This is a genomic window from Faecalibacter bovis (assembly GCF_017948305.1).
GTDB classification, from domain to species: Bacteria; Bacteroidota; Bacteroidia; order Flavobacteriales; family Weeksellaceae; genus Empedobacter; species Empedobacter bovis.
In genome coordinates this window covers 2,018,456-2,041,898 of sequence record NZ_CP072842.1, presented here as the reverse complement: position 1 = coordinate 2,041,898, position 23,443 = coordinate 2,018,456, and the positions used below count along the sequence as shown (strand labels likewise).

Genomic DNA, 23,443 nt, shown 5'->3' with positions numbered 1-23,443 from the left:
CTTTTCTTAAAACTTTCAATTAATTTAGTTTCAGCCAAGCAATTTGCTTGAACGGACGAACTTGAGCTTTCGTTCAACTTCTCTTCCGTTCTTCGCAAATACTCGGCTCGTTGTACGCAATTATCCCAACTCTCAATAAATGGTTTTTACAAATATTGAAATACAATATATTTACTTAGAATTACTTAAATCTGAAAAAGAGATTGAAGAAATTTTAAATTATCCTTCAAAATTTCCATCTAAAATAATTGAAAGTTTATCTATTAAAATCGCGCATAATTATTGAAAAAAAGACTTAGATTATTCCACTGCTAATGACTTAATTTCAAATCTATTTGGATATTATTTAACGAATGAAAATTTCTTCAAAAATTATACTTTCCCTGAGGTTTCTTGGGAAATTTTTTATGCTTTTGATGCGGGAGAATATCATCATAAAGGAGATGATAAAGAAGTAAATCCAGTAGAAAAATATACTAATATTGAAATTGAAAATATTTTAAAAAAGTCCGAGATTATTAAATAAACTGCGTACAACATAGTATTTAGCGAAAAAACGGGCTGAAAGTAAACTTTCATCCTATATTTTTCCGCTCGCAAAATTGCTTTTCTAAAAACTTCACCTTAAATTAGTTTTAGAAAAGAGCAATTTGCTTGAACGGACGAACTTGAACTTCGTTCAATTTCTCCCCGTTCTTCGCAAATACTCGGCTCGTTATACGACAGCTTTAAATAACGTTTCGTCAAATTGAAAATAAAGAAATGAACGAATTGAAAATTTATAAATCTGAAATTGAAGAATTAGGATTTACAACAATTGAAAATATATATTCTACGGAAGAAGTTCAGAAAATTATCGAGACAATTAATCAAGTTGATACTTCAAAAGATACATTTAGAAAATCAAACGATTTATTTGCAATTCGTCAATTTTTAAAAAAAGTACCAGAAACTCAAAAGTTGATTTTCAACGAAAAACTTCAAAAAGTGATTTCAGAACTTTTCGGAAAAAACTATTTCGTAATTAAAAGTATTTACTTTGATAAACCTGAAACTTCAAATTGGTACGTTTCTTATCATCAAGACTTGACAATTTCGGTTGACAAAAAAATAGAACTTGATAATTTTAAATTTTGGACAACTAAACAAAATCAATTTGCAGTCCAACCTCCTATCGAAATCTTGGAAAATATTTATACAATTAGAATCCATTTAGACGATACAGATGAAAATAATGGTGCTTTAAAAGTGATTGAAAAATCGCATTTAAAGAAAATTTATCGACCTGAAAATATTGATTGGAAAACCGAAAAAGAAACAACCTGTAACGTAAATAAAGGTGGAATAATGATTATGAAACCACTTACATTACATAGTTCTAGTCGTACGACAAACAATAAAAAAAGAAGAGTAATTCACATAGAATTGTCAGACACAAATTTACCAAACGGACTTAATTGGTCTGAAAAATTAAATTAAAAAGCCGTCGTATAACACCAGTTTGGCAAAATAGCGAGTTAAGTCAAAATTTAAAGTCTAAACTTTTTTTGTCGCAATCGCTATTTTTATTTTTTAATTTGTTAAATTTAAAAAAATAAAAATGCGTTGCTCAGTTTTGGCAAATTTGAAGTTTATGCTAATTATGTTCGCTACTTCGCCAAGCTGCGGCACGTTAGCAGAAATTGTAATTTTATACTATCGAAAAAATATTACAACTTTTTTTGATTATAGAAAATAAAATTAACATTGCTAAAAATTGAAATTATAATCATTTTATGAATTTTGTAGCTATTTTGAATTATATAAAATATATATTTATATTTCTGTTGACAATGAGATTTATTCTAGATTTTCAACAAATAATTAATTTTAGAATTTCTTCACTACAAATATTATCAATCATACTATTCATTTTTACATTTAGAAATAAATTTACTTGGTATTTTGGAATAATTTTCTTTGTATTTGCCACTATATATTATTTCTCGGAAGAAAGACTGATGTCATCTTGGTATAAAGATTATGAATATTTAACTCCAATAATTGAAATATTTAGAATATTTCACCCTTTAAAACCAATGAAATTTGAAATAGTTTTAAGAATAATACCATTAATTTCATATTCTATTTTTATTATTTTATTTTTAAATAAAAAAGTTCGAAAACTATATAACTTATAATACAACTTCTGCTAACATATTATTTCGCAAAAAACGGGCTGAAGGCTTACATTTTTATCCATTATTTTCCACTCGCAAAATTGCTTTTCTAAAAACTTTAATATAATTTAGTTTCAGCCAAGCAATTTGCTTGAACGGACGAACTTGAACTTACGTTCAACTTCTCTCCCGTTCTTCGCAAATACTCGGCTCGTTAGCTGTAATTTTTCAATCAATTACTATCAAAAAATGAGAAAAATATATATCCTAAGTATTATTTTAACTTTTATCAGTTGTGAAGGATTCATTAGAACAAATGATCCTTTAGAAAGTTACAAATATTGGGCTGGAGATGAACCTCCTAAAGAAATAAACTTGATAAACGGAGAATATTTACAAACACCTCATTTTACACTTGAATATCAATTATTTTTACAATTCAAATCTAATGGAGATTGGTTTAATGAATTCATAAAATATAATAACCTTAAGATTGATACAATAAATAACGATTGGAAAAGTGGTCTAGATTTACCAAAATGGTTTAACCCTAGTAAAGACTTTATAAAATATTCACGAAATCAACACGATGAATTTGACCGTTCAAGGTATTTTGTAAATCCTAAGAATGGTATGTGCTATATTTTTGAGACATTTGGAATGTAAAAAACTACAGCTAACATAGTATTTTTCAAAAAACGGGCTGAAAGTAAACTTTCATCCCATCATTTTCCGCCCGCAAAATTGCTTTTCTTAAAACAATAAACTAATTTAGTTTCAGAAAAGAGCAATTTGCTTGAACGCACGAACTTGAGCTTCCGCTCAATTTCTCTCCCGTTCTTCGCAAATACTCGGCTCGTTGTACGCAATTTTACCAAAACTCGTCATTTATACAAAATGTCAATAATTTTAGAATTTCTTGGATATATTTTTGTTGAAATAATTTTCGAAGGAATAATTATTGGAACTTATAAATTGATTAAAAAAGGAATTTCTAAATTGAAAAACTCTAAATGAAATTATTTCCAATACACATTTTAATAAAAGATTGTTCTTTTTTTATCCTTTATTTGATTTTAATGAAGTACAATCTTACAAATGAAACTTACTTACCAGAAACTATAAGTGATTTTCCCGGAGCACCAAAAATGACATTTGGTAACATCATTTCAGCAACATTATTTTATAATTGGATTCCAATAATAATTAGCATAATCATTTATTATCCAATTGTATTACTTGTAAGAAAAGTTTTACCGATTGAAAATATAAAGCAAATTTTAATCATTGGTATCTTACTATCATTGACAACTCCATTTATTTATATTTTTGGTTACAATGTGGACTTAAATACAATGAAAAAAGCAGAAATCATTTCGTGGATCATAACTTTTATTCTATCAATTTCAACTTACTATTTTCTAAACAAACCGAATTTTAAAACAGTTAACAATTAAAAACTGCGTACAACATCGGCTTGGCAAAATGCGGGGTTAAGTACAAAATTGAACTTTTCACCTTTTTAGCCGCCAAAAGCTGTTTGCTTTTGTTTTTTTATTAAATTTACCAAAAGGCTCACAGCTTTGGCTACGTCTCGAACTGAATTGAACTTTCGCTCAATTCAAGCCCGCACTTCGCCAAGCCGCGGCCCGTTATCTGCAAGTTCTCCAAAGCACACGTAAAAACAATGCTAAAAAAAATTATAAATATATTTGCAACTTTATTTGGTTTATTATTGTTTTCAATTTTAACATATATCTTCTACAATAATGCTTCTAAAAATTTGTCTGAATATTCGGAATTTGAAAATAAAGTAATTGATAAAGGAATTACAAAATCAGAAAATAATAAAGATATATTTTACTTACAACTTTCAAATATCGAAGAAAGGTTCTCAATATATTTGATTACACAGAATTATAAAAAACTAAATAATCAAATAAATATTAATGACAACGTAAAAGTATATTTTGAAGATACAAATTCTGTAAAAAATAGATATTTAGAGATAATTCAACTTGAAAAAGAAAATCAAATTTTAATTAATCATAACAAGCATAAATTTATTTATTATAGTTTATCATTTATATGTTTGTTAGTAAATAATTATATTTTATTAATGCTTATACATTATTTAAAGTATGGAAAATTTGACAATCCAATTCCTCCAATCTTTAAAAGAACCTGCAGATAACATAGTATTTCGCAAAAAACGGGCTGAAAGTTTACTTTCAGCCCATCTTTTTCCGCTCGCAAAATTGCTTTTATTAAAACTTCACCTTAAATTAGTTTTAGAAAAGAGCAATTTACTTGAACGCACGAACTTGAACTTCGTTCAATTTCTCTCCCGTTCTTCGCAAATACTCGGCTCGTTAGCTGCAAGCATTTAAAAAAAAAATTATGAAAAAAATATTAACATTAACAATATTATTTTTGTCTGTTTCAATTTACTCACAAAACAGATATGAACTTAATGATGAAGGTAACGATAAAATATTTTTATCAGATTCAATTTCAAAAATGGCAAACGAAAATTTAATTTCAGATAAACCCATTGTTGTTATAGATGGTATTCCTTATAGATATCAAGATTTAGAAACCAAAAAATTAGAATTATACAAGGATGAAATTATTTCAATAATTCCAATAGATAAACAAAAAGGAATTAATATTTATGGAAAATTTGGTGAATCAGGAGTCGTAATTATAACAACTAATCGAATAAAAGAGTAAATGCCATCAGCTAACATAGTATTTAGCAAAAAACGGGCTGAAAGTAAACTTTCACCCCATCTTTTTCCGCTCGCAAAATTGCTTTTCTAAAAACTTCAACTTAAATTAGTTTTAGAAAAGAGCAATTTGCTTGAACGCACGAACTTGAACTTCGTTCAATTTCTCTCCCGTTCTTCGCAAATACTCGGCTCGTTAGCCGTCATATATAAAAAAATCACTTAAAATAAAAATCAGTATTGAAGAATTCTAAATTCATTTGTATTATTTTACAAATAAGTTTTTTAATAATATTAAATTCTTGTATTAATTATATTCCGTGTAGAGGTCAAGAATATACAATTGAAAACATTAATTATCAGCAGCTATCATTAAAAATAGATGATTATTTTAAATCTAATCCTAACTTAGAAATTAAATTAGAAGAATCTAATTCTCAAAATCCTTGGAAAGTTGATAAGATAATTTATTGGAATGATTTAAATATAAGAGTTCATTTTTATATACATAAAGGTGATCAAAATACTAATCAATCACCTACAATTACATTTACGCATATTGGAGATAAAGAATTCAAGAGTTATAAAGATATAAATTCGAAAGAAATAAGTAAAGAACTTAATCAAACATATCTCAAAAAATTCGAAAATGACGTCTTAAATAAACTTGGAGTAAATTGGAAATCAAATATATGTTTTTAAAATAAATATATACGAACGGCTAACATAGTATTTGCGAAAAAACGGGCTGAAGGCTAACTTTTTTGTCAATATTTTCCATTCGCAAAATTGCTTATCAAAAAACTTTTTTCTAATTTAGTTTCAGCCAAGCAAATTGCTTGAACGGACGAACTTGAACTTCATTCAATTTCTCTCCCGTTCTTCGCAAATACTCGGCTCGTTAGTAGCAAGGCGGACAAACACACAACCAAATTTCACTATTTAGAGAAAATGATTTTACAATAAATAGGTAAATCAAAAACAATGAGAAGAAAATTAACTTTATTATTAGCTCTTGTATTAACAATATACTCTTGTAACAATGATTCTCAACATAACGAAAAAGCATCTAATGTCCACCAAAATTCAGATTTAAGCAAACTTAAAAAAAGGGCAATTGTCAACCTTGACAGTTGTCAATGGAACAAGGAACTATTGCAACAAGACATTGAAAGTTACTCTAAATATTCAGAGATTTTTGAACAATACCCATTAAACAATTATGCCTTTCCTGTTGCTGATTATGACTATGCTGTTTATTCAAATCCTTTTACGATTAAGTATGATTCACTTATTTTCAAAGGTATTCAGGTTGGAGAATATATAAATCCTGACTCTGATAGTATCGTTACCAAAATGACACTTATTGTTTTAACTAATGACAACCAGACAGAACCAGAAACATTTGTTAGTTCACGTAACTTCCCTTATCTGACCGCAGAAGGCACCTTCAATTTACCTATGCAAAATTTTGCTTGGGTTTTTCAAGCAACTCCAGATGGATTTTCAAGTTTATTTTTCAGTATGAAACTATTCGATTTACGATTTGGGCAGACAATAGTTATATATCCTAAAAAAGACAAATCATTTTTATACGAACAATTAGAAGAATCACCTGATCGTTATTCAAAATTTGAAAATTATACTATAAGTATTATGAAAAATAAAAAGCACTTGATACGTTTGAAACAACTGCAATAAACAATCGCCCAGCTACTAACACGGTATTGCCAAAAGCGGGGCTAAAGTGAATAACTCAACATCTGCCCTACTATTCCGCCAAAAACGAATTTTATTCGTTTTTTATTTTTAAATTTAACTCATAAAAATTCGTTTTGGCTCGCCTCGGTGTAGAATTTAAGCTTTCATCCATAAATTCCCCGCCTTCGGCAATACCCGAAACGTTAGCTGCAAGCATTTAAAAAAAAAATTATGAAAAAAATATTAACATTAACAATATTATTTTTGTCTGTTTCAATTTACTCACAAAACAGATATGAACTTAATGATGAAGGTAACGATAAAATATTTTTATCAGATTCAATTTCAAAAATGGCAAACGAAAATTTAATTTCAGATAAACCCATTGTTGTTATAGATGGTATTCCTTATAGATATCAAGATTTAGAAACCAAAAAATTAGAATTATACAAGGATGAAATTATTTCAATAATTCCAATAGATAAACAAAAAGGAATTAATATTTATGGAAAATTTGGTGAATCAGGAGTCGTAATTATAACAACTAATCGAATAAAAGAGTAAATGCCATCAGCTAACATAGTATTTAGCAAAAAACGGGCTGAAAGTAAACTTTCACCCCATCTTTTTCCGCTCGCAAAATTGCTTTTCTAAAAACTTCAACTTAAATTAGTTTTAGAAAAGAGCAATTTGCTTGAACGCACGAACTTGAACTTCGTTCAATTTCTCTCCCGTTCTTCGCAAATACTCGGCTCGTTAGGTGATATTCCTAAAAACTACATATGAAAGATTACAATGACTTTTGGGAGGACAATTATTACAATCATCCTAAGTTAACTGATGAAATGATTGAATTGGCTGAAAGAAAATTAAATATTAAACTTCCTCAAACCTACATTAATTTGCTGAAAATAATGAATGGAGGTTATACGAAAGGTTTTGCTTTTCCAATGAATGAAAAAACTAGTTGGTCGGAAAACCATATTCCATTGGATACTTTAAATGGAATTGTTATTGATGAGAATATTAAGACTGCTCAAAATTTACTTGACACTGAATACATGACTAATGAATGGGGACTTCCTGAAAAACAAGTATTATTATCAGGTAATGGGCATTACTGGGTAACTTTGGACTACAGAAATAATTCCAATCCTAGCATAAGATGGATTGATGTTGAAATGGATGAAGACATACACATTGCAAATAACTTTGATGAATTTTTAAATGGACTTGTTTCTGATGAATTTTATGATGATATAAATGACGATGAATAAAAGAACATCACCTAACATAGTATTTGCGAAAAACGGGCTGAAAGTAAACTTTCATCCCATCTTTTTCCGCTCGCAAAATTGCTTTTCTTAAAACAATAAACTAATTTAGTTTCAGCCAAGCAATTTGCTTGAACGCACGAACTTGAACTTCGTTCAAGTTCTCTTCCGTTCTTCGCAAATACTAGGCTCGTTGGCTGTAATGCAACAACCCACACCCTAAGACAATCTTTTCTTTTATGAATGACTGGGACTTTTCATTTTTTGACAAATTTTCTTATGTATTTATTGCTGTTTTATTAATAGTAATCTTGTACATTGTTATTAAAAATAAACGTATTCGAAATATTATTAAAATCTTATTATTTTCTCTAATTGTTTATAGCTTATTTATAATAGTTCAATTCAATATAAATATTGCGGAAAGAGACAATCAACGAGAAATTAATATAGATAAACTGGAAAATGAAAACCGCAATAAAACATATTGGGGAATTCAAAAAAACAAATTCAAATATGAAAATCTTAATACATTTTTTTTTGATAGCAATTTAATAAGTAGCTACAAACAACTAACTCCGTCAGTCGACCGTTTTTTAACTAATAAACTCTCTGGAAAAATCTATTTATATTCTTGGCAAAATAGGAATGACACTACGGATGAATTCACAGTTATTGAAGATAATGGAGAACAAGGTCTCAAAATCTATTACATCATTTTTGATAAAAACAATACTTTAATTTCTTACAATTCAATCGGAGGTATTGGAAGAGAAGGTATTTTCATATTCGAACATTCTTCAGAAATCAAAAACAAAGATTCTTTATTGACCAAAAGTTCAATTACTCAGTGGTGGGATTTGGAGAATAATAAAAAAATGGAAAATCCTAAAGGCGATACCATTTTCTCATATCTTCTTATTGACTCAAATCAACAATTTAAAGAAGTGAAATTTAAAGAATCAAAATCATTAAATTACCAATAAATATAAACCATGCACTACAGCCAACAAGGGTTTGGCGCAATGGCGGGTAAAGTCTAAAATTGAAAGTTTCGGCTTTCTATTTCGCAAAAAGCCAATTATATTGACTTTTTTCTTAAATTTAGTAAATAATAAAAAGCTGTTGCTTTGGGTTAGTGCAAAATTGAAAGTTTTGGCTTTCTAATCCGCCACTATCGCCAAGCCGCGGCCCGTTGTACGCTATATGAAAAACACACTACGCATAATACTAATAGGAATTTCACTTATGGGACTTTTTAGCTTTTTCAAAAAAGAAGATAAAGCAGAGGTAAATCCAGCTTCTAAATCAATTTTAGGAATGGTTCTTTTAGAAGAAAATAATTCTTTTAAAATTAAAGAATTTACCGATGAACTTCAGAACAAATGGAAATTAAAAATTGATAATATTGAAACCAGCGATGAAGCATCCGTTTTAGTTATTCAAGGTTATAATATTGCCATCGCAGTAATACCAAACAAAATTCCAAATAATGAAGTTGAACAGACAGCTGAATACAATTACTTTTGGCAAAATGGTGTTAAAGAATCATCAAAACATAAAGGACATATTATTGTATCTATTATGAATGCTGGTAAAGACCCAATTCAAGAAAATATTCTCTATTGTAAATTACTTTCTTCGGTTTTAAATAACAGTGATTCAAATGGCGTATATATTGGAGGAAGAACTTTAGTTTTAAGTAAAGATTTTTACCAATCTAACGTAGAATTAATGTCCGATCAGAATTTACCTATTTATAATTGGATTTATATAGGAATACGTAATGAAAATGGAAAGAATTCTGTTTATACCTATGGTTTAAAAGACTTCGGCAAAAAAGAAATGGAAATCATTAATTCAAAAAATTCCATTGAAGACATTAGTGAAATGCTTTATAATTTATCTCATTATGTTTTAGCTTATAATGTAAACTTGAAGAGTGGGGAAACGATTGGTTTATCAGCTGAACAGAAAATAAAAATAACTGAATCTAAAGGTAAATTTTTAAACGAAAAAACACTTAAAATCGAATATTAAATACATACAGCGTACAACATCGGCTTGGCAAAATGCGGGGTTAAGTGCAAAATTGAACTTCTCGCCTTTTTACCCGCCAAAAGCTGTTTGCTTTTGTTTTTTTATTAAATTTACCAAAAGGCTCACAGCTTTGGCTACGTTTCGGTCTGAATTGAACTTTCGCTCAATTCAAGCCCGCACTTCGCCAAGCCGCGGCCCGTTAGCTGTAATTTTTCAATCAATTACTATCAAAAAATGAGAAAAATATATATCCTAAGTATTATTTTAACTTTTATCAGTTGTGAAGGATTCATTAGAACAAATGATCCTTTAGAAAGTTACAAATATTGGGCTGGAGATGAACCTCCTAAAGAAATAAACTTGATAAACGGAGAATATTTACAAACACCTCATTTTACACTTGAATATCAATTATTTTTACAATTCAAATCTAATGGAGATTGGTTTAATGAATTCATAAAATATAATAACCTTAAGATTGATACAATAAATAACGATTGGAAAAGTGGTCTAGATTTACCAAAATGGTTTAACCCTAGTAAAGACTTTATAAAATATTCACGAAATCAACACGATGAATTTGACCGTTCAAGGTATTTTGTAAATCCTAAGAATGGTATGTGCTATATTTTTGAGACATTTGGAATGTAAAAAACTACAGCTAACATAGTATTTTTCAAAAAACGGGCTGAAAGTAAACTTTCATCCCATCATTTTCCGCCCGCAAAATTGCTTTTCTTAAAACAATAAACTAATTTAGTTTCAGAAAAGAGCAATTTGCTTGAACGCACGAACTTGAGCTTCCGCTCAATTTCTCTCCCGTTCTTCGCAAATACTCGGCTCGTTATGTGCAATACTACCAAAACTTCCTTAAAAAAAATCTTGCAATGAATGATAATATTCGAAACTTTTTACTTAAAATTTGTCCTGAAATCTTAGAAGGAGAATTTTCTCAAAAAAGTATAATGGAATATATTCAAACTGTGAAAATATTGGAAATTGAATTCACTGGAAATGGTTGCTTTATTAATTTAGATTCCGAAAACTCAAATTTTGAAATGGAAATAATAAATAAAATGCACAATCAAAATGAATTAAATTTCGACGGACTTGAATTAATTAATAAAGATAAAAACTTATTATGCGAAATACGCATATTAATTATACAACAAAAAATTAATCTCATAGAAATATGGAATAAGTTGGGATCTAATTTTACAGAAATTCCATCTGAATATGAATTAAATAAAAATTGGTAATAAAGTACTGCACATAACATACTATTTGCGAAAAAACGGGCTGAAAGTAAACTTTTTTGTCATAATTTTCCACTCGCAAAATTGCTTTTCTAAAAACAATACACTAATTTAGTTTTAGCCTAGCAATTTGCTTGAACGGACGAACTTGAACTTCGTTCAATTTCTCTCCCGTTCTTCGCAAATACTCGGCTCGTTAGTAGCAATAAAACAACTAATTCACGTTAAAAAATATGACCGCAGATAATGTAAATTGGCGTATTATAACTATACATTTTATAGCAACAATACTTATAATTTTTGCTACAATTCAAATTTCTATTTTAACTGACACTAATTTAATTATGGAATTTGAAAATAATCAACTTAATGGAAACATTGATTCAAAACGGATTCTTAATTTCCTTTTATGGTATAATCTATCAGAATTTATAGGATTATTAATTGCTTTTTCAATTTCATTATTCGTAGTAATAAAAAATAAGAAGCACTGGATTAATAGTGTAATTGTTCTAATAATTACTCTTTTTTTTAGTAAAATTGGATTTTTTGAAATAAATAGTGTAAAATCTATTTTTTACTTCCCTATTCAATTAATGCCTAATTTAAATTTCATATACAATTTTTCAATTAACGCCATTATTTTAATTGTTATTAGTATGATTATACTATTTAATAAAAAAATATTAAAATAGTTTTACTGCTACTAACATCGTATTTGCGAAAAAACGGGTTGAAGGCTAACTTTTTTGTCAATATTTTCCGCTCGCAAAATTGCTTATCTTAAAACAATACACTAAATTAGTTTCAGCCAAGCAATTTGCTTGAACGGACGAACTTGAACTTCGTTCAATTTCTCTCCCGTTCTTCGCAAATACTCGGCTCGTTGGCAGTAATTTTAGAAACGACCCGAAATGAAAGTAACAAGACAAAATTTAATAGAACTTTGCGACAGTTTTTTAGAAAATAAAATTGACAAAACCGCAATTCAAAATTTTGCTTGGACTGCAATTAGCGATGATGATTTCGAATGGGACGAAGACGAAATTATTTCAGACACAATTTTTGAGTGGGATAACGAAGACATTAATTTTGAAATTAACAAAACAAATATTTCACTTTGGAAAAAACGTTTATTGACTGAAAAAGACGATTTGCTAATACATAATAATTGGAATGTACACATTGAAGCACAAAAAGAAATTTGCGATAAAAGCAACTCAACTTGGAAACCAATCAATAAGAAATTAAATATCGGAGTTTCTACAAACCTTGAAAAAGACCCAATTAATGGACTAAGACATCCAGCAGAAAAAGGAACAACGGGTTGGTTTATATGGACAGGCGAATATTCCGAAGCAGACGATTTTTTCCAACCAATATGTGCAGAAGATTTGCTACAAAAAAGACCAGAAATAATTAAGTATTTAGGACTTGACGTTGGATTTAGATTTTTATCTGACAGTAAAGGTTACGAAGATATTTGGTATGACGAAAAACTTAAAAACATATAAGAACGAATAAAAAAACTACTGCCAACAAGGGTTTTGCAATAGTGGGGCGAAACTGCAAAGTTCAACAGTAGTTCTTCGATTTAACTTTTGTACAAAATTGAAGATTTGTGCTTCGATTGCCCCACCATCGCAAAGCCCCGAAACGTTAGCGGCAAGCAATCAAAAACGTCTCCCAAAAATTAAAGGCTGAAGAAATGAACATTTTACAAGTTATAGCTAGAAGAATAATTAAAACATCATTTAATCTTTCAGTTTGGACAATTGAACAATTTCATGATGTTGACGTGTATGAACAGAAAATAAAAGACATGAAACAGCTACCTAATGGAACACTGGGTAAAGATATTGCCAATTGTCTTGAAGAGCATAAATTACGTTTAGTTCCTAATTATGAAAGCCATGATTTGAAACACGTTTTATTAGATTTCAAAATGACACCAGTTGATGAAATAAGAATGCAAGCATTTATGATTGGAAACGGAAATTATTCTATTCCAAGTTTCGCAATTTTTATTTTCGGTGCTTTACTTCTACCCGACTTATGGAAAAAATTTTATAAAGATTACATAAATGGAAAGAATTCAAAACCCATAAAAAATTGGACGATTGAAGATTATGCACACTGTAAAACTTCGTCATTAAGAGAACTTGTTTTTAATTATTCATCAGAAAATAAAACAACATTTGAAATGAAAAATTTGATAAAATTTGGCTCATATTTAGCGATAGTCTTGGGAACTTTTGGAATGATATTTTGTCTTCCGTTTTTATTTTCTTCAAATATGGCTGATTTAGTTGGGGCAGGTTTCCCATTTGTTGGAGGAGCTATCATTGCTAGTGCAGGACTAATTTCTTTATCTAACATAACAAAGCAAACTAAATTACAAACAGGAAATATTGCCAGCCGCTAACAAGGGTTTGGCGCAATGGCGGGTTAAGGCTAAAATTAAAGTTTCGGCTTTCTATTCCGCAAAAAGCCAATTATATTGACTTTTTTTGTAAATTTATTCAATTAATTGGCTTTTGCTTACTGTGTCTCTAAATTGAAACTTTTCGCTTCAATTTCCGCCACTGACGCCAAGCCCCAAAACGTTGTGCGTCATTTTCAGAAAATGTCGGTTAATATTAAATTTTGTGGTGTTTAATGAAAAAATGGTATTTAATAATTATTGGAATAATAGCAATTGCTGCAATAGTCGGAATTATTAAAATCCTTTCTTATACTTCCAAACTTGAAAAATCTTTAAGCTCAGAACATTCACTAAACGAACAGAATTTAATTATTTTAAAAGAATCATCTTCACCAAATAATATGTATAAATATTATGAATATCAATTTGATAATGGAGGATTAGGATATTCAAGGCTCTTTTGGTCAGTTATAAAAAATGACAACAAAGAACATAATCTTGAAAACGGAATTTTACCTAATGGATATAAAGTAATTGGTTGGACAGAAAATAACGAACTAATTTTAGAGAAATGGGAACCGTATTATGATCCACAACCAAAGTATATTCTTGAAAATAAATCAAAGCATAAAGGAATAAAAATAAACATTGTAGAATAAAAACGAACGCACAACAAAGCCTTGGCGAAATGCGGGGTTAAGTGCAAAGTTGAACTTTTCTGCATATTAAGTCGCCAAAAGCCAATTTTATTGGCTTTTTAGTTATATTAGCAAATAGAAATTGGCTTTGGCTTAGTTTCGGTCTGAATTGAACTTCCGCTCAATTCAAGCCCGCACTTGCGCCAAGCCTCGAAACGTTAGCAGAAATGCTTAGATCAAAATTCTTTACAAATGAAATCTATATTTTCGATTATATTATTTTTAATTTTACAGAATTCTTATTCGCAAAAAAAATTCCAAATTATTTATTTAAATAATGATTATAATACTTCAATAATTGCAGATAAAAATGGAAAAGTAATTAAGAAACTTGACAATGAAATTTACGGTATTAATTATAGACCTGAAACTTTAGGATATTTTTCAATATTTTCTATTAAAAATGATAGTGGTTGGACTGCGATTAATATCAAGGGTGAAAAACTTTTCAAAGTTCTAAATACAGAATTTGGAACTCCTAGTCCAGATAATTTAATTGAAAATAAAATTAGAATTGTAGATGAAAATGGAAAAATAGGTTTTGCAAATAATAAAGGAAAAATAATTATTCCACCTAAATTTGAACAAGCTTCTAGCTTTCATAATGGTAAAGCAATAATTGGAAGTAAATGCAAAAATATTCCACTGTTAGAACATTCAAGTGAAACGGACTGTCAACATCATTATACAAATTGTGAAGAAAACGGCTACATAAACAATAAAGGAAAAATCATTCAAATGGGTAACTTTTCCTTTGAAGAAATAGCGAATAAAATCAATTGGAAAGACAATGAATAAAAAGCACTTCTGCTAACATAGTATTTCGCAAAAAACGGGCTGAAGGCTAACTTTTTTGTCAATATTTTCCGCTCGCAAAATTGCTTTTCTTAAAACAATATACTAATTTAGTTTCAGCCAAGCAATTTGCTTGAACGGACGAACTTGAACTTGCGTTCAATTTCTCTCCCGTTCTACGCAAATACTCGGCTCGTTAGCTGCAACCAATAAAGACGACAACCTAATAAAAAGAATTTAGAAGTTGGAACAAAAGACTAAACAAATAAAGCAATTGACAGAGCATCTTTTAGAAAAGTACGGTTCAGAAAATATTCTCGTAACGGACTATTGGGACGCTGACAATACAGCAATTGGACTTGCAGACAAAACAAAAAAATATACAGTTTATATAACTAACTACGGAAGACCTGAAAATGTGTTTTATGTTTCGCTGGAAAACCCAACAACAACAGAAGATTTTCCATATACACCCGGAGGGGAATTTGATAATTTGTCTGCGGAAGAAGTTGAAAAAATTCTTATTAAACATTTAAAACTCACAGAATGACAGCCGAGGATATTAGAGACATAATAAATAGTGAAATAATAGCGGAACCCGATATAAATAATGTATTTGGACTTGATTTAACAAAGTGTTTGATCGAGCCTACAAAACAGAAATATAAAAACGCTAATGGCTCTATTGATGTTTACGAATTATGGACTGTGCTTGAAGAAACAGAAGACGGAAATGGCTACAAAATTTATTTTGACGAAGAAACTAAAATGTTTGGACTTGCAATAAATTCTGACAAAGACGAGTTGATTGACATCGGAATTTATGGGACATTTTTGCAAACATTATATTCGATGTGATATTTGGCAGCAGCTAACACGGTATTGCCAAAAGCGGGGCTGAAGTGCTAAATTCAACTTCTGCCCTACTATTCCGCCAAAAACGAATTTTATTCGTTTTTTATTTTTAAATTTAACTCATAAAAATTCGTTTTGGCTTGCCTCGGTACAAAATCGAAACTTTCAGCTTCGATTTCCCCGCCTTCGGCAATACCCAAAACGTTATCTGCAATCACAAAAAAAACAAACATAAATAGAAAATCTATGAAATTCAGTGAAAAAATTATAATAATTTTTGTGATTCATCTTTCAATATTTAGTTTTTGTCAAAGCGTTAAATTGAATAAAGAAAATGTTTTAAAAGTTTTCAAGAGTACAATTAAACAGCCCAATAAAAATCTAATTGATACAAGTTCAAATCCTTGGTTTACAGACAATACTGAAAATAAATATTATACAAGTGAATTTATTGAATTTAAAAATGCAAGAAGTTTTAAAAGAGATTATTGCAAAATAATTAATTGGAATTTTCACAAAAATGACGCTTTTATTCTTGGCGATGCAAATTATTGTTCTGAACCACCTACTCAAAAGGTTTCAAAGGCTGAAAATTATATCGAAATAAAATTAAGTAATGAAAAAGATAACTTAATACTACAACTTTTTAATCAAAAAAAATTGATAGATAAATTCAGAATAATTGAATTGCAAAAGGTTGATTCTAAATACGAAAAAAATGAATTTGATTTTATTTTAAAACTGCAAAGGATTAAATAAATTGCGACTGCAGATAACAAAGTATTTCGCAAAATACGGTCTGAAAAGTAAACTTTCATTCCATTCTTTTCCACTCGCAAAATTGCTTTTCTTAAAACAATAAACTAATTTAGTTTCAGAAAAGAGCAATTTGCTTGAACCGACGAACTTGAACTTCGTTCAAATTCTCTCCCGTTCTTCGCAAATACTCGGCTCGTTAGCTACAATGTTAAAACAACCCCTTAAATAAATGAAAAATCTTATTCTACTCTTATTTACTTCTTTATTTCTAATTTCATGTGCGACGGCACCATCAGCTCTAATTCCACAATCATTTACTTCAAATTCTGATGATGGAATGATTGTAGGCACAATTGCATTTGAAAATAAAAAGCCAATTTTTAATCAATATTTTTTTCATTATTTAGGAGAAAATGACAAATCAATATCTTCTGGTAAAATGATAACTATTAGACCAAAACAAATGGTCGCTATGAAATTCAAACCAGATTTTTTCGATGAAAACAAAGCTGTATATTATTTCTCAATAACTGAAGTGCAGGGCAAATATAGATTTGCAACTTTACGTTTACATGAAAACGGAGGTTACATACAATCTCATGGACAAGTTCCAATAAATATAGATTTTAAAATAGAAAAAGGGAAAGTTAAATACCTTGGTGAGATTTATTTCAATTATAGAGATGGTATTCTAAAACTTAATGATAAAAAAGAAAGGGATATACCAAAATTTAAAGAAAAATATCCTAATTTAAACATCACTGAATAACACTGTAGCTAACAGCGGTTTTAAGAAATTGGGGGTTGAGGCATAATGGAACGATCTTTTTGTATATTTGGCTTCAGTCCTAATGGTTTGGTTTAGGAGCAAAAATCCCCAACTTCTTAAAGCCGGCGGGACGTTAGCTGTAATTTTTCAATCAATTACTATCAAAAAATGAGAAAAATATATATCCTAAGTATTATTTTAACTTTTATCAGTTGTGAAGGATTCATTAGAACAAATGATCCTTTAGAAAGTTACAAATATTGGGCTGGAGATGAACCTCCTAAAGAAATAAACTTGATAAACGGAGAATATTTACAAACACCTCATTTTACACTTGAATATCAATTATTTTTACAATTCAAATCTAATGGAGATTGGTTTAATGAATTCATAAAATATAATAACCTTAAGATTGATACAATAAATAACGATTGGAAAAGTGGTCTAGATTTACCAAAATGGTTTAACCCTAGTAAAGACTTTATAAAATATTCACGAAATCAACACGATGAATTTGACCGTTCAAGGTATTTTGTAAATCCTAAGAATGGTATGTGCTATATTTTTGAGACATTTGGAATGTAAAAAACTACAGCTAACATAGTATTTTTCAAAAAACGGGCTGAAAGTAAACTTTCATCCCATCATTTTCCGCCCGCAAAATTGCTTTTCTTAAAACAATAAACTAATTTAGTTTCAGAAAAGAGCAATTTGCTTGAACGCACGAACTTGAGCTTCCGCTCAATTTCTCTCCCGTTCTTCGCAAATACTCGGCTCGTTAGCAGAAAGTTTTCACCAACAAAACGCAGAAATGAAATCCGAAATAAAATATATTGAACTCAAATCAGGATTTAATGATAATGGCCCAGCTTGGATTGGACTTGTTTCATTTTCAAAAAGTAGAAAAACCATCTATTTTGACGGAAAAGCATTTCAAACATTAAATGGAAATGGATTTGCAGGGAATTTTTTTGATATTGAAAACGGAAACGAATATTGGATTTCTGGAGTAAAGAAAAATCAAAGCGATAGGCATAAATTCGGTGGAGGAAAAATTTTCATCGAAAAACGAATTCTAAATGAATATCTTAAAATTATTGGTGCTCAAACTTTAAATTTAAGTTGCTATGAACTTATTGATATTATCGAGGAAATTCCAATTTCAAAATTTAATGAAATGGAAAATCAAAAATATGAATCTGACACACAAATTACTGATGATAAAAGATTTCTAAAACCGAGCGAAATGAACGACGAAGAATTAGAGTATTTTATTGATTATTATCACGAGGATTCTATAAACGGAAGATATTTAAAAGGTCGAAAATTGTCACGAAACAAAATGAATGAATTGTTGGCTGAAAAGGAATTACGGAAACAAAAAACCTTCTGCTAACAAAGCCTTGGCGAAATGCGGGATTAAGTGTAAAGTTGAACTTTTGTGCTTATTCAGTCGCCAAAAGCCAATTTTATTGGCTTTTATTTTTAAATTAGCAAATAGAAATTGGCTTTGGCTTAGTTTCGGTCTGAATTGAACTTTCGCTCAATTCAAGCCCGCACTTGCGCCAAGCCTCGAAACGTTATGTGCAATATATATAAACGTAAAATCTGAATCAAAAAGAGATGAAAGTTGGACTTCACGCAAATATGGTTGACATGCAAACAGACAAAATCGGTTCTGCATTAAGAGATGTCTTTACAATTCTTTGCGAAAGATTGAGTGGTAATTATGGTGGGGCAATCGAACATTTATGGATAGATTTTGAACTTATTGAAAGCCATGCAAAACTTGATGGTAAACCAAGATACCCTTTTAGATTTGCTAAACGTGTGTCAGGGCGTTCCAATTTCGGACTGCCCCCATCGCCAGACAATTTCAACGTAGGACACTTTAGTGTTCGTCCGGACTTTCATCGACTACTTACTATTTCAAGAGATGAAGTAATTCCTTATTGTTTAAATTTAATTTACAAAGAACTTATTGTATTAAAAACCAAGGAGAAAAAGTTGGGCGGATTTGATTCAGAATTATTCAGAAAAAGATTCGTGGACGAGTGTATGCGACTTGGTTATAAAATAAACCCTAACTGAAATGAATACTGCACATAACATCGGCTTGGCAAAATGCGGGGTTAAGTGCAAAATTGAACTTCTCGCCTATTTATCCGCAAAAGCTGTTTTACTTTTGTTTTTTTATTAAATTTACCAAAAGCCACAGCTTTTGCTTCGTTCGGTACTGAATTGAACTTTCGCTCAATCCAAGCCCGCACTTCGCCAAGCCGCGGCTCGTTATGCGACATCCTATCAAAACACTATGCAAAAAACATTAACATTACTTTTTTTCGTTTTTTCAATTTCAATTTTCAGCCAAGAATACTTGAATAAAATTGAAAATTATGACATACAATTATATAAACATTTAGATAGTTTAACAGTTGAAAATAAGATTTCTGTTGAAGATTATTTTAAGTTTTCGAAACCTTTTTCTAAATGGGATATAAGACCAATCAAATATGAAAAAATATGGGCATTAGATTCAATTAGAATATCTAGTGAAATTCCTAACTTCTTTTGGGGTGGTTTTTCACAACGCTATGAATTCACTGAAAAACAAGCAGGAGACAAACCCAATGAATTTCTAGATAAAGGATTAATTGATGAAAATTCTAATATTAATTTTTTGAAAAATAATATTGAGAAATTTAATATTTTATGTTCACTTGTTGAAAAAAGTAAGAATACAATATTTCTTAACCAACCATCTATACAGCGAATAGATAATGTTTTCAAAGAGAATAATATTTATTGGTCTTACATAATTCCCGAAAAATCGCCTTTTCCAATCTCAACCAAATCTAAAATTGAGAAGAAATATAATTTTACTTCTAAGCAAATACAAATTTTAGATAAAATGGAAGAGATAAATATTTATTCAATTGTAAAAACAGAAAAAGGAATTTTCTTATTACTAGATGGATTTACAGACAACTCTTATGGTTTTTATTATTCGTTTAAAAATACAATGGAAAGAGATAATCATCTTTTCGAAATAATGAAAGAGCAGAAAATAAATGAACAATTTTTCTATTATATCGCAAATTAGGACGTCGCATAACATAGTATTCGCGAAAAACGGGCTGAAGGAACACTTATTTTTTATTCATTTTTCCAACGAAAATTGCTTTTCTTAAAACAATATACTAATTTAGTTTTAGCCAAGCAATTTGCTTGAACGCACGAACTTGAGCTTTCGCTCAAATTCTCTCCCGTTCTTCGCAAATACTAGGCTCGTTATCGGAAATTAAAAAACAAAATTGTCTTGAGATGAGTAATTTACACATTCCTTCAAAATATGAAATTAAATACTCATTAAAAAGTTTGTCGCTAAACATACTGTGGAATTTAATTGCCGTAATATTAGGGATTTACTTATTAACAAAAACAGAATTAGATTTTAAAGAATTAGAAATACGTAATTTTTTTATTTTAGGTATTTCACTTTATCTAATCATTTCGTTTGGTAAAAAAATTATTGGAGAAATTTTAAAAATAAAAAGTCAAATCGTAATTTCTAAAGATGGAATTAAAATTGACAAAACTAATTATAGTTGGCATTCAATTGCTAACATAAAAATAATTTCTAAAAAAGAATACACAAGTAAATACAAATTTGAATACGAAGAAAACTATTTAACCTTTAAATTTAATCGGAAAGATTTTGAAATAAAGATTGATAATTATGAAATATCAAAAGAAAAATTAAATAAAATTATTCAATCATTTAAAAATGAAAAATTTAGCTTTAATAAACAGAATGTTTTTTTAGAAATTCCAGACTTTGAAACATTTTTAGAATTCGATGAACAAGATGCTGAAAAGTCATTGAAAAAACTATTTAAGATAGCCAAACAAAATAAAGAAGAACTTGAAAAATTCTGTGAATCTGAAATTTATACTGAAACAGAAAAAATTGAATTCGTTTATTATGCTCTTTCCGAAAAATTCTCAGAATGGGAAAATTTCTTAATAAGTGAATTTAAAAGAATATTTGAACTAGCTATATTAGATAATTCGTTTGAAAAACTAAATCCTTTGCTTGAAAATATATTACCAGAAGATTGTAATTCAAACTCAACTCAAAGAATAATCCAATATCTTTTTAATAAATTAATCGAAGGTAACTTGGTTGTAAAACTACAAGCATTAGATTTCTTAAATTATTGGATTGACGAAAATTCTATAAAGAATTATCCCGAAATAATTAGAAAATTAAAAGAATTGTCTGAGGAGGATAATTGGAAAATCCGTTGGAATTCTATAAAAATCTTAAAAGAAAATAAAATCGAATATAAATATAATTTCTTCGATGATATGCGAGCTAAAATTCAAAATCCCTATGAAATTTAACTTCCGATAACATGGGTTTGGCGCAATGGCGGATTAAGGCTAAAATTAAAGTTTTAGCTTTCTATTCCGCAAAAAGCCAATTACATTGACTTTTTTTTGTAAATTTATTCAATTAATTGGCTTTTGCTTACCGTGTCGCTAAATTGAAACTTTTCGCTTCAATTTCCACCACTGACGCCAAGCCCAGAAACGTTAGCTGCAAGCATTAAAAAAATTACATATGAACTTTGATTTTGCTGAAAAAATAAATTATGAACTTGAAAAGTTAAATTTTGAGAATGCAATAACTATTGCAAAAAAACATTTAAATGAAATTAACCAAACTTCATTTCATAAAATATTAGAGCATTCATTTACAAATAATGTGGAAGATTGTATTAAATGGATCGATTCTTTTTATAAGAAAATCTCTAAGCACTCAGAAATAAAAGCATTCTATTTTGAATTAAACGAATTTGATATAAATACTGAAAAGTGGTATATACAATGTTTTGCTTTTGAATTTGATGGCGGCTATAATCCTGAAGATATGGAATGGTTATCAGATTGCAATCCTGAAATAATGACTAAGGAAGAATTTGTTTTAACTGGTCTTGAAGATTTTCAGAATTTATTTGAAAACTTAATTGAAAATGACGATGTTTCTCAAGAGTTGCAAGATGCAAGAGATTGGACTGAGCAAATCATTATTTCAAAGTTTATGCAATTTATATATCAAGTACATTTAACTGCTAAAAATAATAATTTAGAATGGGCTAATATTCCATTTTATTTTACCGAACATGAATATGATTTCATCATTCAGTCTAAATAATAAATGCCAGCAGCTAACATATTATTTGCGAAAAACGGGCTGAAAGTAAACTTTCATCCCATCTTTTTCCACTCGCAAAATTACTTTTCTTAAAACAATAAACTAATTTAGTTTCAGAAAAGAGCAATTTGCTTGAACGTACGAACTTGAACTTCGTTCAATTTCTCTCCCGTTCTTCGCAAATACTCGGCTCGTTGTACGACATTTTTCCTCGAATAAAACCAAAACTTCTTTTATGATTTTTAGCAATAAAAAACTTATCGAAAATATTTTAATTATAACAGCTGTTATATATTCTGCCTTTTTCACAAACAAAATGAATCATATTGAAGAAAATGAAAAGATTAGAATAGAATTATTAACTGATCAAAATAAATCCTATAAAACAATATTAGAATCTAAAAATTTAAGTGAAAACGAAATTAAGAAACATAAAAACATTATTCTTATTTGTCAATCTAAATTGGATAAATTAGAACCTATTTCAAATAACTATTATTTATATTTTCTAATGATAATTTTAGGATTGTTTATTTTTTATGTTAGTTTAAATAAACTATATCCTGAAAATAAACGTCGTACAACATAGTATTTAGCAAAAAACGGGCTGAAAGTAAACTTTCATCCCATCTTTTTCCACTCGCAAAATTGCTTTTCTAAAAACTTTCAATTAATTTAGTTTTAGCCAAGCAATTTGCTTGAACGCTCGAACTTGAACTTCGTTTAAATTCTCCCCGTTCTTCGCAAATACTCGGCTCGTTA

The 23,443-nt window shown here is 29.0% G+C and carries 28 protein-coding genes; all 28 read left to right on the top strand.

Annotated elements, in window-relative coordinates:
* The first annotated feature begins 762 nt into the window (after positions 1-762).
* Positions 763-1,479, top strand: a complete 717-nt coding sequence (locus J9309_RS09845; RefSeq protein ID WP_230475716.1) for a phytanoyl-CoA dioxygenase family protein — start codon at positions 763-765, stop codon at positions 1,477-1,479.
* A 929-nt stretch (positions 1,480-2,408) separates the two neighbouring features.
* The gene (locus J9309_RS09840) at positions 2,409-2,825 is read left to right on the top strand and encodes a hypothetical protein (RefSeq protein ID WP_230475700.1); all 417 of its coding nucleotides are present in this window, start codon (positions 2,409-2,411) and stop codon (positions 2,823-2,825) included.
* Between the two features lie 413 nt (positions 2,826-3,238).
* Positions 3,239-3,616 carry a hypothetical protein gene (locus J9309_RS09835; RefSeq protein WP_230475715.1) on the top strand — a complete coding sequence of 126 codons (378 nt, stop codon included), beginning with the start codon at positions 3,239-3,241 and terminating at the stop codon, positions 3,614-3,616.
* A gap of 230 nt (positions 3,617-3,846) precedes the next feature.
* Complete coding sequence (locus tag J9309_RS09830) at positions 3,847-4,353, top strand: hypothetical protein (protein ID WP_230475714.1); 507 nt, start codon at positions 3,847-3,849, stop codon at positions 4,351-4,353.
* 206 nt (positions 4,354-4,559) lie between these two features.
* Positions 4,560-4,892 carry a hypothetical protein gene (locus tag J9309_RS09825; RefSeq protein WP_230475712.1) on the top strand — a complete coding sequence of 111 codons (333 nt, stop codon included), beginning with the start codon at positions 4,560-4,562 and terminating at the stop codon, positions 4,890-4,892.
* Positions 4,893-5,128: 236 nt separating this feature from the next.
* Positions 5,129-5,590 carry a hypothetical protein gene (locus J9309_RS09820; RefSeq protein WP_194183958.1) on the top strand — a complete coding sequence of 154 codons (462 nt, stop codon included), beginning with the start codon at positions 5,129-5,131 and terminating at the stop codon, positions 5,588-5,590.
* Positions 5,591-5,872: 282 nt separating this feature from the next.
* Positions 5,873-6,589 carry a hypothetical protein gene (locus J9309_RS09815; RefSeq protein WP_230475713.1) on the top strand — a complete coding sequence of 239 codons (717 nt, stop codon included), beginning with the start codon at positions 5,873-5,875 and terminating at the stop codon, positions 6,587-6,589.
* Between the two features lie 231 nt (positions 6,590-6,820).
* Positions 6,821-7,153, top strand: coding sequence for a hypothetical protein (locus J9309_RS09810; RefSeq protein WP_230475712.1), 333 nt, complete (start codon positions 6,821-6,823; stop codon positions 7,151-7,153).
* A gap of 218 nt (positions 7,154-7,371) precedes the next feature.
* Positions 7,372-7,866: an SMI1/KNR4 family protein gene (locus J9309_RS09805; RefSeq protein ID WP_230475711.1), complete on the top strand. Its 495-nt coding sequence runs from the start codon at positions 7,372-7,374 to the stop codon at positions 7,864-7,866.
* 236 nt (positions 7,867-8,102) lie between these two features.
* The gene (locus J9309_RS09800) at positions 8,103-8,849 is read left to right on the top strand and encodes a hypothetical protein (RefSeq protein ID WP_230475710.1); all 747 of its coding nucleotides are present in this window, start codon (positions 8,103-8,105) and stop codon (positions 8,847-8,849) included.
* Between the two features lie 220 nt (positions 8,850-9,069).
* Positions 9,070-9,903: a DUF4261 domain-containing protein gene (locus J9309_RS09795; protein WP_230475709.1), complete on the top strand. Its 834-nt coding sequence runs from the start codon at positions 9,070-9,072 to the stop codon at positions 9,901-9,903.
* Between the two features lie 234 nt (positions 9,904-10,137).
* Entirely contained in the window at positions 10,138-10,554 is a 417-nt protein-coding gene (locus J9309_RS09790) for a hypothetical protein (RefSeq protein ID WP_230475700.1), read from the top strand.
* A gap of 236 nt (positions 10,555-10,790) precedes the next feature.
* Entirely contained in the window at positions 10,791-11,162 is a 372-nt protein-coding gene (locus J9309_RS09785; protein WP_230475708.1) for a hypothetical protein, read from the top strand.
* 911 nt (positions 11,163-12,073) lie between these two features.
* Positions 12,074-12,673, top strand: coding sequence for an immunity protein Imm33 domain-containing protein (locus J9309_RS09780; RefSeq protein WP_230475707.1), 600 nt, complete (start codon positions 12,074-12,076; stop codon positions 12,671-12,673).
* A gap of 194 nt (positions 12,674-12,867) precedes the next feature.
* The gene (locus tag J9309_RS09775; protein WP_230475706.1) at positions 12,868-13,584 is read left to right on the top strand and encodes a hypothetical protein; all 717 of its coding nucleotides are present in this window, start codon (positions 12,868-12,870) and stop codon (positions 13,582-13,584) included.
* Positions 13,585-13,817: 233 nt separating this feature from the next.
* A complete protein-coding gene (locus J9309_RS09770; protein ID WP_230475705.1) occupies positions 13,818-14,243 on the top strand; it encodes a hypothetical protein in 426 nt (141 codons plus the stop codon).
* A gap of 231 nt (positions 14,244-14,474) precedes the next feature.
* Complete coding sequence (locus J9309_RS09765) at positions 14,475-15,080, top strand: WG repeat-containing protein (RefSeq protein WP_230475704.1); 606 nt, start codon at positions 14,475-14,477, stop codon at positions 15,078-15,080.
* 241 nt (positions 15,081-15,321) lie between these two features.
* Positions 15,322-15,627 (top strand): HhH-GDP family DNA glycosylase, encoded by a 306-nt coding sequence (locus J9309_RS09760; protein ID WP_230475703.1) that lies wholly within the window; start codon positions 15,322-15,324, stop codon positions 15,625-15,627.
* Positions 15,624-15,935 carry a hypothetical protein gene (locus J9309_RS09755; RefSeq protein WP_230475702.1) on the top strand — a complete coding sequence of 104 codons (312 nt, stop codon included), beginning with the start codon at positions 15,624-15,626 and terminating at the stop codon, positions 15,933-15,935. The genes J9309_RS09760 and J9309_RS09755 overlap by 4 nt, the downstream gene beginning before the upstream one ends.
* A gap of 318 nt (positions 15,936-16,253) precedes the next feature.
* Positions 16,254-16,691: a hypothetical protein gene (locus J9309_RS09750; protein ID WP_230475661.1), complete on the top strand. Its 438-nt coding sequence runs from the start codon at positions 16,254-16,256 to the stop codon at positions 16,689-16,691.
* Positions 16,692-16,920: 229 nt separating this feature from the next.
* A complete protein-coding gene (locus J9309_RS09745; protein ID WP_230475701.1) occupies positions 16,921-17,460 on the top strand; it encodes a hypothetical protein in 540 nt (179 codons plus the stop codon).
* 168 nt (positions 17,461-17,628) lie between these two features.
* Positions 17,629-18,045: a hypothetical protein gene (locus tag J9309_RS09740; RefSeq protein ID WP_230475700.1), complete on the top strand. Its 417-nt coding sequence runs from the start codon at positions 17,629-17,631 to the stop codon at positions 18,043-18,045.
* A 226-nt stretch (positions 18,046-18,271) separates the two neighbouring features.
* Positions 18,272-18,856, top strand: a complete 585-nt coding sequence (locus tag J9309_RS09735) for a hypothetical protein (RefSeq protein WP_230475699.1) — start codon at positions 18,272-18,274, stop codon at positions 18,854-18,856.
* Between the two features lie 227 nt (positions 18,857-19,083).
* A complete protein-coding gene (locus tag J9309_RS09730) occupies positions 19,084-19,551 on the top strand; it encodes a hypothetical protein (RefSeq protein ID WP_230475698.1) in 468 nt (155 codons plus the stop codon).
* Between the two features lie 223 nt (positions 19,552-19,774).
* Positions 19,775-20,563 carry a hypothetical protein gene (locus tag J9309_RS09725; RefSeq protein WP_230475697.1) on the top strand — a complete coding sequence of 263 codons (789 nt, stop codon included), beginning with the start codon at positions 19,775-19,777 and terminating at the stop codon, positions 20,561-20,563.
* 221 nt (positions 20,564-20,784) lie between these two features.
* Entirely contained in the window at positions 20,785-21,867 is a 1,083-nt protein-coding gene (locus J9309_RS09720) for a hypothetical protein (RefSeq protein ID WP_230475696.1), read from the top strand.
* Between the two features lie 220 nt (positions 21,868-22,087).
* Entirely contained in the window at positions 22,088-22,681 is a 594-nt protein-coding gene (locus tag J9309_RS09715; RefSeq protein ID WP_230475662.1) for a hypothetical protein, read from the top strand.
* Between the two features lie 316 nt (positions 22,682-22,997).
* Positions 22,998-23,270, top strand: coding sequence for a hypothetical protein (locus J9309_RS09710; protein WP_230475695.1), 273 nt, complete (start codon positions 22,998-23,000; stop codon positions 23,268-23,270).
* The last annotated feature ends 173 nt before the right edge of the window (positions 23,271-23,443 follow it).

What these genes read in the sequence shown, in the direction of transcription:
- J9309_RS09735 (WP_230475699.1), top strand. Translation starts at nt 18,272, where the DNA reads ATGAAATCCGAAATAAAATATATTGAACTCAAATCAGGATTTAATGAT.
- J9309_RS09770 (WP_230475705.1), top strand. Translation starts at nt 13,818, where the DNA reads ATGAAAAAATGGTATTTAATAATTATTGGAATAATAGCAATTGCTGCA.
- J9309_RS09720 (WP_230475696.1), top strand. Translation starts at nt 20,785, where the DNA reads ATGAGTAATTTACACATTCCTTCAAAATATGAAATTAAATACTCATTA.
- J9309_RS09775 (WP_230475706.1), top strand. Translation starts at nt 12,868, where the DNA reads ATGAACATTTTACAAGTTATAGCTAGAAGAATAATTAAAACATCATTT.
- J9309_RS09730 (WP_230475698.1), top strand. Translation starts at nt 19,084, where the DNA reads ATGAAAGTTGGACTTCACGCAAATATGGTTGACATGCAAACAGACAAA.
- J9309_RS09765 (WP_230475704.1), top strand. Translation starts at nt 14,475, where the DNA reads ATGAAATCTATATTTTCGATTATATTATTTTTAATTTTACAGAATTCT.
- J9309_RS09840 (WP_230475700.1), top strand. Translation starts at nt 2,409, where the DNA reads ATGAGAAAAATATATATCCTAAGTATTATTTTAACTTTTATCAGTTGT.
- J9309_RS09715 (WP_230475662.1), top strand. Translation starts at nt 22,088, where the DNA reads ATGAACTTTGATTTTGCTGAAAAAATAAATTATGAACTTGAAAAGTTA.
- J9309_RS09805 (WP_230475711.1), top strand. Translation starts at nt 7,372, where the DNA reads ATGAAAGATTACAATGACTTTTGGGAGGACAATTATTACAATCATCCT.
- J9309_RS09800 (WP_230475710.1), top strand. Translation starts at nt 8,103, where the DNA reads ATGAATGACTGGGACTTTTCATTTTTTGACAAATTTTCTTATGTATTT.
- J9309_RS09740 (WP_230475700.1), top strand. Translation starts at nt 17,629, where the DNA reads ATGAGAAAAATATATATCCTAAGTATTATTTTAACTTTTATCAGTTGT.
- J9309_RS09710 (WP_230475695.1), top strand. Translation starts at nt 22,998, where the DNA reads ATGAATCATATTGAAGAAAATGAAAAGATTAGAATAGAATTATTAACT.
- J9309_RS09810 (WP_230475712.1), top strand. Translation starts at nt 6,821, where the DNA reads ATGAAAAAAATATTAACATTAACAATATTATTTTTGTCTGTTTCAATT.
- J9309_RS09825 (WP_230475712.1), top strand. Translation starts at nt 4,560, where the DNA reads ATGAAAAAAATATTAACATTAACAATATTATTTTTGTCTGTTTCAATT.
- J9309_RS09790 (WP_230475700.1), top strand. Translation starts at nt 10,138, where the DNA reads ATGAGAAAAATATATATCCTAAGTATTATTTTAACTTTTATCAGTTGT.
- J9309_RS09845 (WP_230475716.1), top strand. Translation starts at nt 763, where the DNA reads ATGAACGAATTGAAAATTTATAAATCTGAAATTGAAGAATTAGGATTT.
- J9309_RS09785 (WP_230475708.1), top strand. Translation starts at nt 10,791, where the DNA reads ATGAATGATAATATTCGAAACTTTTTACTTAAAATTTGTCCTGAAATC.
- J9309_RS09795 (WP_230475709.1), top strand. Translation starts at nt 9,070, where the DNA reads ATGAAAAACACACTACGCATAATACTAATAGGAATTTCACTTATGGGA.
- J9309_RS09830 (WP_230475714.1), top strand. Translation starts at nt 3,847, where the DNA reads ATGCTAAAAAAAATTATAAATATATTTGCAACTTTATTTGGTTTATTA.
- J9309_RS09815 (WP_230475713.1), top strand. Translation starts at nt 5,873, where the DNA reads ATGAGAAGAAAATTAACTTTATTATTAGCTCTTGTATTAACAATATAC.
- J9309_RS09725 (WP_230475697.1), top strand. Translation starts at nt 19,775, where the DNA reads ATGCAAAAAACATTAACATTACTTTTTTTCGTTTTTTCAATTTCAATT.
- J9309_RS09835 (WP_230475715.1), top strand. Translation starts at nt 3,239, where the DNA reads ATGAAGTACAATCTTACAAATGAAACTTACTTACCAGAAACTATAAGT.
- J9309_RS09745 (WP_230475701.1), top strand. Translation starts at nt 16,921, where the DNA reads ATGAAAAATCTTATTCTACTCTTATTTACTTCTTTATTTCTAATTTCA.
- J9309_RS09780 (WP_230475707.1), top strand. Translation starts at nt 12,074, where the DNA reads ATGAAAGTAACAAGACAAAATTTAATAGAACTTTGCGACAGTTTTTTA.
- J9309_RS09755 (WP_230475702.1), top strand. Translation starts at nt 15,624, where the DNA reads ATGACAGCCGAGGATATTAGAGACATAATAAATAGTGAAATAATAGCG.